The organism is Rathayibacter rubneri, from assembly GCF_023743255.1.
Taxonomy (GTDB): domain Bacteria; phylum Actinomycetota; class Actinomycetes; order Actinomycetales; family Microbacteriaceae; genus Rathayibacter; species Rathayibacter rubneri.
Map to the genome: position 1 here is coordinate 1 of NZ_JAMRYM010000100.1, position 11996 is coordinate 11996.

The following is an 11996-nucleotide window of genomic DNA, read 5'->3' on the forward strand; positions in this document are numbered from 1 at the left end:
ATCGCGACGAGGTGGCGCTGCGGAGCCGCCGCGCCACCTCGTCGCGATCGGCCACTCCGTCGAAGCGCACGCGGGTCTCGACGCCGAGCGTGCGCGCCGCCGATTGCACGGCGGCCAGGTACCCCTCGCGTCCCGGAGCGGGCCCCCCGACGATCCGCAGGAGGGGCCGCTCGGCGGCGGGCATCCGCGCCAGCGCCTGCACGGCGAGCAGCTGCCCCTTGAGCGGCTGCACCCGGCCGACCAGCACGATCTCGTGCGGTCGGTCCTCCGCTCCCGGGTGGAACCGCGCCTCCACCCCCGGCGGCACGACGACGATCCGCGACGGATCCACGCCGTACCCGCCCTCGACGTCCGCGCGCTCCGCCGATCCCGCGACCACGACCGCGTCGGCCGCGGCGAGCACCGAGCGCTCGGCGTCGATCCGCTCGGCGGGCTCCGGCACGTCGCCGGGAGCGAGCCGCGCGTTCTTCGCCAGCGAGCTCGAGTGCATCGAGTGCACGTGCGGCAGCCCGGTCAGCGCACCCGCCAGACCCGAGACCCAGTAGTGCGAGTGCACGACGTCGGCACCGGCCGCCGCCCGCGCGAACTCGGGCGCCGACGCCGCGAGCGCGTACTTGTCGCCGGCCGCGACGGGCACGCCGACCACCTCGACGCCCGGAGCGAGCGTCCTCGTCCCGGAGCCGCGGGTCAGCACGACGACGTCCCAGCCCTTCTTGGCGAGCTCCGGCAGCACCGCCGCGAGGTACACGTTCATGCCGCCCGCGTCGCCCGTCGAGGGCTGCTCGAGGGGGGAGGTGTGCGCCGAGACGACGGCCAGACGGGGCATCCGACCATCGTACGGAGGCGCCGCGCGTCGACGGATCCCGGTCCGCGGCTCGCGAGCGCCCCGGAATCGGGTTGAATGGACGGATGCGTTCCGTTCGGAGCGCGGAGAGCATGAGGTCCATGGCCCGCCGGAGTCCTTCGAGCGACGCGCAGCCCTCGGTCGCGCCCGCTGCGTCGGAGACCCCCGGAGCCCATGAGCCGTTCTCCGAGCAGGACATCCGCGCGCTCGTCGGCACCGCCGCCTTCGAGAAGGGCACCGCCTACGCCGACGAGGGCCGGGTCGGCGAGCTGCAGTGGTTCGGCGGCCGGACGCGCCTCTTCGGCCAGGTCCGCGGCTCCGGCCGCTCGCCCTACGCGGTCAGCGTGCAGCTGCGCGAGGACGGGGGGCGCTCGATCCTCCTCGGCGGTGCCTGCAGCTGCCCGGTCAAGCACGAGTGCAAGCACGTCGCCGCGGTGCTCGTCGAGGCCCTGCGCCGCGAGCGCGAGGGCGGCCTGGCCGGTCCCTTCGCGGGCGAGACCGGCGCCGACGCGGTCCCGGAGTGGCGCAGCGCGCTGGCACCGCTGCTCGCGGGTACCGAGCGCTCGCGCTCCGGCATCCCGCTCGGGCTGCAGTTCGAGCTGCTCCCCGGCGAGCCGGTGCGACGACCGCCGGGCCGCTACAACAGCTACCGGCCGCCGCCTGAGCCGCGCCCCCGCCTGGGTGTGCGCCCGGTGCGGATGGGCGACCGCGACCGCTGGGTGCGCACGGGCACCAGCTGGCGCGACCTGGGCTACCTGCACTACAGCCACGACTACGACGAGCGCCAGATCGACGTCGTGCGCGAGATCCAGGGGCTGCTCTCGGGGCACAGCGCCTCGAGCTACTACTCGCCCGACACCTGGCTCTACCTCGACGGCTGCCGGAGCGAGGCCATCTGGGCCGCGCTGCACGGCGCCGTCCGCGCCGGCATCGGCCTGGTCATGGGCGACCGCGACCAGACCCCGCTGCGCATCCTCGACACCACGGCCACCGCGTCGATCGACGTCACCCGCACCGCGGGCGGCCTCGAGCTGCGCTCGCTCGTGGCCATCGGCGACACCCCCGCACCCGAGGAGTTCGGCTTCATCGGCGACCCCGCGGTCGGCCTCTACCTCTGGGAGCCCGGCGACGAGCTGCGCGCGCGCCCCGTCACGCTCGTCCCGTTCGCGGCGCCGCTGCTCTCCTCCGCCCGCACGTTCCTCTGGAGCCGCGAGCCGATCCGCATCCCGGAGCAGGAGGAGGCGGCGTTCCTCACCGAGCACTACCAGCGGCTGCACCGCCTGTTCGCGATCGTCTCGCGCGACGGCTCGTTCGAGGCGCCGCCCGTGCCCGAGCCGCGGCTCGGGCTGACGCTCGAGCACACCGACGGCGCGGGCCTGCGCGGCTCGTGGTGGTGGCGCTACGGCGTCGAGGGCGCTCGCGGAGTCGACGCCGAGCGCCTCCCGCTGCGGATCGACGGCGAGACCGGCTACCGGGATCCCGACGCGGAGCAGCGGGTCCTCGACTCGCTCGTCGCCGCCGGCATCGATCCCGAGTCCACCCCGGCCCTCGTCTCGGCCTCGAGCAGGCGGCTGCGGCCCACGTTCGATCTGCGCGGCATGCAGACCGTCGGGTTCCTCACGAGTGAGGTCGAGCGGCTCCGCGAGCTCGGCACGGTCGAGATCGAGGAGATCGGCGAGCGCGTGGAGTACCGCGAGGCCGAGACCGCGCCCGTCGTCGCCGTGCAGACCGTGGCCCAGCCCGACAGCCGCGACTGGTTCAACCTCGAGATCTCGGTCACCGTGAACGACGAGGCGGTGCCGCTCGCCGAGATCTTCCTCGCGCTGGCCCGCGGCGACGAGTACATGGTGCTGCCCAGCGGTGTCTACTTCGCCCTCGACGACGAGCGCTTCGGGCGCCTGCGCGAGCTGATCGCCGAGGCGCGCGAGCTCTCGGACGACCCGGGCGAGACGCTGCGCATCAGCCGCTTCCAGTCGTCGCTCTGGGACGAGCTCGTCGAGCTCGGCGTCGTCGAGGCGCAGGCCGCCGCGTGGCGCCGCGCCGTCGAGGGCCTCTCGGGCTTCACGGCCACCGGTGCGCTCGAGTCGCGGCCCCTGCCCGACGGCTTCCAGGTCGAGCTGCGGCCCTACCAGCAGCTGGGCTACGACTGGCTCTCCTTCCTCTACGACAACCAGCTCGGCGGAGTCCTCGCCGACGACATGGGACTGGGCAAGACCGTGCAGTCGCTCGCCCTCATCGCCCGCGCGATGCAGGAGCAGCGTGCCGCTGCAGGAGACGCCGGCACGTCCCCGCGGCCGTTCCTCGTCATCGCCCCGACCAGCGTCGTGCCCAACTGGGTCGGCGAGGCCAAGCGGTTCGCCCCCGGGCTCACCGTGGTCGGCATCGACGAGACGTCGAAGAAGAAGCGCCGCGCCCTCTCGACCACGATCGGCGAGGCCGAGCTCGTCGTCACCTCCTACGCCCTCTTCCGCCTCGACTACGAGTCGTACGCGGGCATCCGCTGGGCCGGGCTCATGCTCGACGAGGCGCAGTTCGTCAAGAACCGCCAGTCGGCGACGCACCAGCTCGCGCGCCGGCTCGACGTGCCGTTCAAGCTCGCCATCACGGGCACCCCGATGGAGAACAACGTGATGGAGCTGTGGTCGCTGCTCTCCATCGTGGCGCCCGGCCTCTTCCCGTCCCCCGCGGGCTTCGCGGAGTACTACCAGAAGCCGATCGAGCGGGAGGCCGACACCGAGCGCCTCACGCAGCTGCGCCGCCGCATCCGCCCGCTGATGCTGCGCCGCACGAAGGAGCTCGTCGCGACCGAGCTGCCGCCCAAGCAGGAGCAGACCATCGAGGTCGAGCTCGGCACCCGGCAGCGGAAGGTCTACGACACGTATCTCGCCCGTGAGCGGCAGCGGGTGCTCGGACTCATCGGCGACTTCGAGAAGAACCGGTTCGCGATCTTCCGGGCGCTCACGGTGCTGCGTCAGGTCGCCCTCGATGCGGCGCTGGTCGACGAGGCGCACGCCACCGTGCCCTCGACCAAGCTCGACCTGCTCGACGAGCTGCTCGCCGACGCCCTGTCGGAGGGGCACCGCGTTCTGGTCTTCAGCCAGTTCACCCGCTTCCTCGGCCGCGTGCGCGACCGCCTGGACGGCGCGGGCATCGAGTACGCCTACCTCGACGGCGCCACGAAGAAGCGCGACGAGGTGATCGACCGCTTCCGCTCCGGCGAGGCGGGCGTGTTCCTCATCTCGCTCAAGGCCGGCGGCTTCGGCCTGAACCTCACCGAGGCCGACTACTGCATCCTGCTCGACCCGTGGTGGAACCCGGCGACGGAGTCGCAGGCCGTCGACCGCGCGCACCGCATCGGCCAGACCCGCTCGGTGATGGTCTACCGCCTCGTCGCGAAGGACACGATCGAGGAGAAGGTGATGGCGCTCAAGGAGGCGAAGGCCGCCCTGTTCGCCGCGGTCATGTCCGACGACGGTGCGGCGGCGACGGGCGGCATCACGGCCGAGGACGTGCGCGAGCTCCTGGGCTAGCGACCCGCCGAGAGGCCTCGCGCGACTCAGCAGTCGGGAGTCGCGAAGGCCTTGGCGAATCCGGCGGTCTGGTAGGCGTACTCGTAGATCCACGCGCCGAGCGTGTACGGCTCCCCGGAGCTGACCATCAGCACCTCGCCCGGCCAGCAGCGCTCGAGCAGCAGGCGCGCCCGGGTGATGTGCGGGGTCTGGGTCACGACGACCACCGAGGACCAGTCCTCGGCGCGCGCCTCGTCGGCGAGCGCACGCGCCTCGCCCTGGGTGGTTCCGGGGTCGGCGGTGAAGCACTCCACGCGCATCCCGGGCTCATCGCACGCGACGACGTCGCGCTCGTCCGGATCCGCGGCCAGGTCGGAGGGCCAGACCGAGATCACGAGGGTGTCGGCGACGCCCTCGCGCACGAGCTCGCGGCCGAGATCGGTGCGAGCGCGGGTCGGCGGGCCGAGGACGAGCACCGCGTCGGCGCGCTCCGGCACGGCGTCGACCGAGGGGAGGACGTAGACGGGCAGCCCCACGACGACCGCGAGCCCGAGGACGAGGACCGCCGCGAGAGCGATCCGGCGCGCCGAGCGCAGCAGTCGTGCCACAGGCCCTCCGTTCCCCGGCGGACACCGTACCCCGTCCGTGTGACAGCGGGATGACGGCCGGCGGGGGTCGTGGACCCTGCCGGGATCAGCCCCGGGCCTGCTCCGCGGCCTCGCGCGCGCTGCGCACCGCGTGCACGACGTCGGCCACTCGTCGGCCGAGGGTCGCCGCGGCCCGGAGGGAGGGGGCCCGGTGCGGCAGCGCCAGCCGCTGCGCCGCGGTGCAGGGCAGGCAGAAGGCCCCCGTGACGGCCGCGTCGATGCGGTCCAGGCCCCCGTCGTCGCGGCCGAAGACCAGCTCGCGCCCCTCGCGGGCGAGCGGCTCGGGCAGATCGGCCTCGCCGATCGGGAGCCGGAGCGTCAGCAGCAGGGCGGCGGCGGCGATCCGACCGGGCAGGGGCCGGCCCAGGCGGGACGCGGCGAGCTCGCCGAAGAAGTCCGCGTGGCGCTCGAGGATCCCGGTCACGGCGTCGGCGAGGCGCTCCATCTCGGGGTGCAGCGAGAGGCGGGCGAGGCGGCGGTACGCGTGCAGCGAGACGTGCGCGTCCACGGCGAGCACGAGGGCGACCGGGCCGGGCAGCAGGCCCGCGACCCGTGCCCGCAGAGCGGAGGGGGCGGTGATCGGCTCGGGAGGCCGGGTCTCGATGCCGCGGATGCGCGGCGAGGCCGCCAGCACCTCGCCGAGGGCGTCGGCGATGCGGTGCCTCTCGGCGGCCCAGGCGCTCGCGAAGCCGCGCACGCGCGCGTCCGGATGCGTCCGCGCGACGGGGAGGACCCGCGCCACGATCGCGTGCTCGAGGGCGCGCAGGTAGGCGGTCGCGACGATGGCCTCGCGGTCGAGCGGGACCTCCTCGAACTCGCGGAGCGAGAAGTCGTCGCGGAGGCTGCCGTGCGCACTCCTGCTGTAGTCCTCGACGTCGAACGGTTCCGCGATGCCCATGTCCCCGGCCCTCCTGCCGACCCCGTCGACGCTACCCCTCATCCTCCGCCGACCGGGGGCCGGGATCCTGGGAAACCGGCGAGCCCGGTCGCGGCGACGGCAGCGGACGGTCGTCCTGGGAGACTGGGGGCACGCGTCGACCGGCGCGGGAACGGGGCCCGGATGACCGCGCGCACGTCGGCGATCGCCGCAGTGGTGTTCGCCGCCGTCTGCTTCGGGACCACCGGGACCGCTCAGGCGCTGGGGGCCTCCGGCACGGATCCGCTGCTGCTGGGCGCCGCGCGCATCGCCCTCGGCGGCGCCCTGCTCGCCCTCCTGCTCGGAGTCGAGGCCCTGCGCTCGCGCCGGTTCGCGCGGCCGACGCGGGCGACGCTCCTGTTCGTGCTGCTCGGCGCCCTGGGCGTGGCGGCCTACCAGCCCGCCTTCTTCACGGGCACGTCCGAGAACGGAGTGGCCGTCGGCACCATCGTCGCGCTCGGCTCGGCCCCGGCCTTCACCGGGCTGCTCGAGTGGCTGGTCCTGCGCACCGTGCCCAGTGCCCGCTGGTTCGCCTCCACCGCCCTCGCCGCCGTCGGAGTGGTGCTGCTGGCCGGTCTCCTGACCGGGGGCGGCTCTGCGGGCGTCTCGGTGCCGGGACTCCTCGGGTCCGCGGGTGCGGGCGCCTCCTACGCCCTGTACGCCGTCTGCGGCAAGCTGCTGCTCGAGCGCGGCGTCACTCCGGCGGCCGCGATGGGCGCCCAGTTCGGAGTCGCGGCGCTGCTGTCGCTGCCCGTGCTGCTCGCGGGCGATCCGTCCCGCCTCGCGCCGGCGCTCCCCGCCGTCCTCTGGCTCGGCGTCGTCACGGTCGCCCTCGCCTACACCTTCTTCGCGCGCGGTCTCCGCGTGCTGCCGGCCGCGACCGTCTCGACGCTGACGCTGGTCGAGCCGGCCACCGCGACCCTCCTGGGCGTGGCCCTGCTCGGCGAGCGGCTCACGGCCGACGCGGCGCTCGGCGTCGCCGTGCTGGTCGCCGCGGTGCTGCTGCTGGCGGTGCCCGCTCGTCGCCGCGCGGGGGCACGACGGCGCGGGTGATCTCCGTCCCGGCGGCGCTCCGGGCAGGGGTCGGCGCAGCGTCGGGACGTCGCGGTCAGCCGGCGGCCGGGGGCGTTCCGGAGCTCAGCCTCAGCCCGATCGCCGACCCCTCGTCGACGGAGGTCCCGGCGGAGGGGTCCGCCCCGTCGACCTCGTCGCGGGGGCGCACCGAGTCGACCGGCGACGTCGCTCCCACCACGAGGCCCGCCGCCTCGAGCGCTCGACGCGCATCGTCGATGCCGAGCCCGACCACGTCCGGCACGATCCTCTGCGGGGCGACGATCATCGACGGCTCCGGAGCCGCGAAGTCCTCGCCGCCGTACCGGGCGTCGATGCGGGTCATCAGCGGCTTCCAGATGCGGTGCCGCGCGTTCGGGGCCCAGCCGCTCTCGAACGACAGCCCGTCCAGGCTCATCCGCGTGCCCGATTCGCGGGGCGAGATGCTGCCGACCCACACGGCGAGGGACGTCGTGCTCGATGCGCCGACCGTCCAGGTGTCGACCGAGTCGTCGGTGGTCCCGGTCTTGGTGATGTGCTGCACGCCGTCGCGCGGGTCCGCCTCGTAGCCGCTGCCGATGGCGGTGACCTGGAGCATCGCGTACTGCATCGCGTGGGCGACGTCCGGGGTGACCGAGCGGCTGCACTGCGTCCGGATCGGGGCGATCTCCTCGCCGTCCGCCCCGATGATCGCGGTGATCGACACCGGGGTGCAGGTGACGCCGTCGTTCGCGATGCCCGCGTACGCGACGGCCATGGTCAGGGGCGAGATCTCGTTCGTTCCCAGCACTGCGGCGGGAGTCTGCACGAGCGGGTCGCCGTCGGCCCGGTGGACGCCGAACGCCTCCGCTCGCTCGCGGATGTCGCACAGGTCGAGCAGGTGCGACATGCCTATGAACCCGGTGTTGAGCGAGTTGATGGTCGAGTTCAGCGCGGTGTCGGTGTCGGAGTATCCGAAGTCGTTGACGTTCTTGGGGTCGTACGCCGGGTAGTTCTGCACCCCGTCGCAGCGGTCGGCGAAGCCGGTCCAGTTCTTCCGCTTCGAGTCGAACTTCTCGACCAGCGTGTGCCCCTGGTCGAGCCACTCCGCGAGGGTGAAGACCTTGTAGGCCGAGCCGGTCTGGAAGCCCTGCCCGCCGCCGTCGTCCGCGTCGACGTTGAGGTTGATCGCCGAGTACCCGGGCCCGCTCTCGAGCACGGTGGGGTCCTGGCTGTAGCGCGTGTTCTGCACCATGGTCAGCACCCGGCCCGTGCCGGTCTGCACGCCGACGGCCGTCGCCCCCACCGGGAACCGCTGGTCGTACGAGGGCACCTGCGCGTCGAGCGCCGCCTGCGCCTCCTTCTGCAGGCCGAGGTCGATGGTCGTGTAGACCTTCAGGCCGCCCCTCTTCATCGTCGCGTAGCGCTCGTCGTCGGTGGCTCCGAGGGCCGGATCATCGCGCAGGACGTGGGAGACGTAGTCGCAGAAGTAGGCGGCGTCGCCGGCCGTCCGGCACCCGGTCGAGGGCGGCGTGATCGAGGGCAGGATCGGCTCCGCTCGCGCCGCGTCGTGCGCCGCCCGATCGAGCGATCCGGTCTCGAGCATCCGATCCAGGATGTAGTCCCGGCGCGCGGTCGTCAGCGCGTAGCCGGTCGCCTCGCCGTTCGCGGGGTCGTCCGGCCGGTCGAAGCGGAACTTCTCGGGGTTGTTCACGATGGCGAGGAGTGCGGCCGACTGGGCGGTCGAGAGCTCGCTCGCGGGGATGCCGTAGTAGTAGTTCGCGGCGGCCTCGATGCCGTAGACCGTGCCGCCGAAGAGGGCGATGTTGAGGTAGCCGAGGAGGATGTCGTCCTTCGAGTACTCCTTCTCGAGTCCGATGGCCAGGCGCATCTCCTTGAGCTTGCGCTCGGCGGTCGTCGCGGTCGCCTCGGCGTACGCCTTCTCGCGCTCGTCCGGATCACTGATCGACTCGGCCTTCTGCACCAGGACGTTCTTGACGTACTGCTGGGTGATCGAGGATCCGCCCTGCGTCTCCTCGTGCAGGAGGTACGTGCTCGCGACCGCCCGCAGCGTGCCCTGCAGATCGATGCCGCCGTGGTCGAAGAAGCGCGGGTCCTCGCTGGCGACGAGCGCGTCCTTCACCGGGTCGGCGATCCGGTCGGCCGAGACCTCGATGCGGTTCTGGTCGTAGAAGGACGCGAGGAGCGTCGGATCCTCCGGGTCGCCCGCGTAGACGTCCGTCTTCTGCATCAGCTCGCCGACCTCGAGGTAGCTCGGCAGCGACTGGAACGCCGAGATCGTGCCCGACGTCGCCGCGCCCGTGAGGGCCACGGCCGGAGCGACCGCGATCGTCGCGAGGAGGCCGGCGAGGACGCTGACGATCACGAATCCGATCAGCGCGCCGAGAGCTCCGTGGACGGTTCGACGGGGCTGGAAGACGGGGACGTTGGGTCGCTTCAGGATCGTTCCTCTCGCTGCACCAGCACTGTAGGCGAGGTGCCGGAGCGGCTCGGGGAGGCGCGCTGCGCTCGGCGGAGCGCGCCCGCCCGGATCAGTCGAAGACCAGGTCGCCGTCCACGTCGCCGACGTCGCTCGTGTTCGCGGGGACCTCGCCCGAACTGATCTGCAGGGGGATCACCGCGCCGTCGACCGCGTCCTGGCCGGCGCTCGGGGTCGTCCAGACGACCGATCCGGCCGGGACGGTCGTGGAGTCGACGATCTCCTGGTGGCCCGCGGTGAAGCCGGCCGCCTGGAGGGTCGCGGTCGCCTCCTCGACGGTGCGGCCCGAGACGTCGGGCACCTCGGTGACCGAGGCCGCGCGCGAGGAGGAGGCGAGCATCGACGAGGGCGGGTCGATGAAGTCGTCGCCGCCGTACTTCGAGTCGAGCGCGGTCATGATCGGGCGGAAGATCGCGTGACGCGCCTGAGCGGCCTGGATGCTGCCCTTCTCGCCGGTGATCCTCACCTGGCGCAGGTTGATCTTCTCGCCGTCCTCGAAGCCGTTGATGCTGCCGACCCAGACGGCGAGCGAGGCGGAGCGGCTGGCGCCCGCGGTCCAGACGTCGGCGGCCTCGTCGGTGGTGCCGGTCTTGCCGATGTGCTCGATCCCGTCGTCGGGGTTCGAGGACACTCCCGTGCCGGACGTCATGACGCGCTGCATGGCGTACTGCATGCCGTGAGCGACCTCGGGCGAGACCGCGGGGGCGCAGTCCGCGGCGGGCACGGCCACCGGAGCGCCGTCGGCCCCCGTGATGCGGTCGATCACGATCGGGTCGCAGGCGACTCCGTCGTTCGCGATGCCCGCGTAGGCGCCGGCGACCGTGAGCGGGGCGATGGTGTTCGTCCCCAGCACGGTGGACGGGGTCGACCACAGCTCGGTGTTCGTCGCGGTGTGCATGCCGAACGCCTCGGCGGTCGTCCGGATGTCGCAGAGGTCGAGCTGGTGGGCCATGCCCATGAAGCCCGTGTTGATCGACCCCTGCGTCGCGGTGACGGCGCTCATCGACTCGCGGTTGTCGGAGGGGGCGTCGTTCTTCGGGCGGTAGAAGGGGACGGGGACCGTGACCCCGTCCTCGGCGATGTTGCACTTCTGCGGGTAGCTGCGGAAGCCGGAGGTCGGGGAGGGGAAGCTCTCGTTGAGGGTGTGGCCGGCGGTCAGCCAGTTGGCCAGGGTGAACACCTTGTAGGTGGAGCCCGTCTGGACACCGCGGTTGCCGCTCATCGCCTCGTCGACGTTGAGGTTCACGGCGCTCGTGCCGGGCGAGGCGGCCAGGACCTCGGGGTCCTGGCTGTAGACGGTGTTCTGGACCATCGAGAGCACTCGGCCGGTGCGGGCCTCGACGCTCGAGGCGGTCGCTCCCACCTCGAAGCGCGGGTCGGTCTGCGGGACGTAGGCGTTCAGAGCCGCCTGCGAGACCTGCTGGATGTCGAGGTCGAGCGTCGTGACGACGTCGTAGCCGCCGCGGCGGATCTTCGCGTAGCGCTCGTCGTCCGTCGCTCCGAAGACCTCGTCGTTGCGGAGCACGTTGAGCACGTAGTCGCAGAAGTACGCGGCGTTGCCGGCCGTGGTGCAGCCGGTGGAGGGCTGCGTGATGTTCGGCGTGATGGGCTCGGCGATCGCGGCGTCGTGGGTGGCCTGGTCGATCTTCCCGTACTTCAGCTCCTCGGTGAGGATGTAGTCGCGGCGCTCCTTCGTAGCGGCGTAGCCGTTGGCGGCGCCGTTCGCCTCGCTCGCCGAGTCGTCGAAGCGGAACTTCTCGGGGTTGTTGACGATGGCGAGGAGTGCGGCGGCCTGGGCGGTGGTGAGCTGGCTCGCGGGGATGCCGTAGTAGTAGTTCGCGGCGGCCTCGATGCCGTAGACGGTGCCGCCGAAGAGGGCGATGTTGAGGTAGCCGAGGAGGATGTCGTCCTTCGAGTACTCCTTCTCGAGTCCGATCGCGAGGCGCATCTCCTTGAGCTTGCGCTCGGGGGTGGGGGCCGTCGCCACCTTGTAGGCGGCGGCGCGCTCCGCCTCGTCGGCGATCGACTCCGCCTTCTGCACGAGCACGTTCTTGACGTACTGCTGCGTGATCGACGAGCCGCCCTGGAGGTCGTCGCCCGAGAGGGTGACCGCGAGCGCGCGGAGCGTGCCCTGGATGTCGATGCCGCCGTGCTCGTAGAAGCGCGGGTCCTCGCCGGCGACGGCCGCGTCCTTCGCGGTCTGCGCGACCTCGTCCCATCCGACCTCGACGCGGTTCTGGTCGTAGACGGAGGCGAGCAGGGTGGTGCCGTCGCCCGCGAAGACGTTGGTCCGCTGCATGGTCTGGCCGACGTCGATGTAGCCCGGCAGGTTCTGGAACATGCCGATCGTGTTGGTCGTCGCGAGACCGGTGAGCGCGAGCGCCGGGGTCACCCCGACCGTGATCAGGACGCCGGCCACGACGCTCATGCCGATGAACCCCATGACTGCCCGCAGCGACATCCCCAGCGGCCTGTCGGAGCGGCGGGACGCGGTGGGGAGAGCCATGGAGCAGAGGTCCTTCCGGCGCGGCGGGGCCGCGGGGTGTCGAGG

General features: G+C 72.7%; 7 protein-coding genes. 2 read left to right on the plus strand and 5 right to left on the minus strand.

Annotation, left to right across the window (positions count from 1 at the left end):
* A partial coding sequence (locus tag NB037_RS16400; protein WP_251947643.1) for a glycosyltransferase occupies positions 1-826 on the minus strand: 826 nt, incomplete at its 3' end.
* 119 nt (positions 827-945) lie between these two features.
* Here NB037_RS16400 and NB037_RS16405 point away from each other — a divergent pair.
* Complete coding sequence (locus NB037_RS16405; RefSeq protein ID WP_251947646.1) at positions 946-4374, plus strand: DEAD/DEAH box helicase; 3429 nt, start codon at positions 946-948, stop codon at positions 4372-4374.
* Positions 4375-4400: 26 nt separating this feature from the next.
* On the opposite strand, the gene NB037_RS16410 is transcribed toward NB037_RS16405, so the two are convergent.
* Positions 4401-4961, minus strand: a complete 561-nt coding sequence (locus NB037_RS16410) for a YdcF family protein (protein ID WP_251947648.1) — start codon at positions 4959-4961, stop codon at positions 4401-4403.
* Between the two features lie 85 nt (positions 4962-5046).
* Positions 5047-5898, minus strand: a complete 852-nt coding sequence (locus NB037_RS16415) for a hypothetical protein (RefSeq protein ID WP_251947651.1) — start codon at positions 5896-5898, stop codon at positions 5047-5049.
* A gap of 162 nt (positions 5899-6060) precedes the next feature.
* Between NB037_RS16415 and NB037_RS16420 the strand changes: the two genes are divergently transcribed.
* Complete coding sequence (locus NB037_RS16420) at positions 6061-6969, plus strand: DMT family transporter (protein WP_251947653.1); 909 nt, start codon at positions 6061-6063, stop codon at positions 6967-6969.
* 55 nt (positions 6970-7024) lie between these two features.
* On the opposite strand, the gene NB037_RS16425 is transcribed toward NB037_RS16420, so the two are convergent.
* Together NB037_RS16425 and NB037_RS16430 are read right to left on the minus strand one after the other, a co-directional pair.
* Positions 7025-9331, minus strand: a complete 2307-nt coding sequence (locus NB037_RS16425) for a transglycosylase domain-containing protein (RefSeq protein ID WP_251947656.1) — start codon at positions 9329-9331, stop codon at positions 7025-7027.
* Positions 9332-9497: 166 nt separating this feature from the next.
* Positions 9498-11951, minus strand: coding sequence for a penicillin-binding protein (locus NB037_RS16430; RefSeq protein WP_251947658.1), 2454 nt, complete (start codon positions 11949-11951; stop codon positions 9498-9500).
* Positions 11952-11996: the final 45 nt, after the last annotated feature.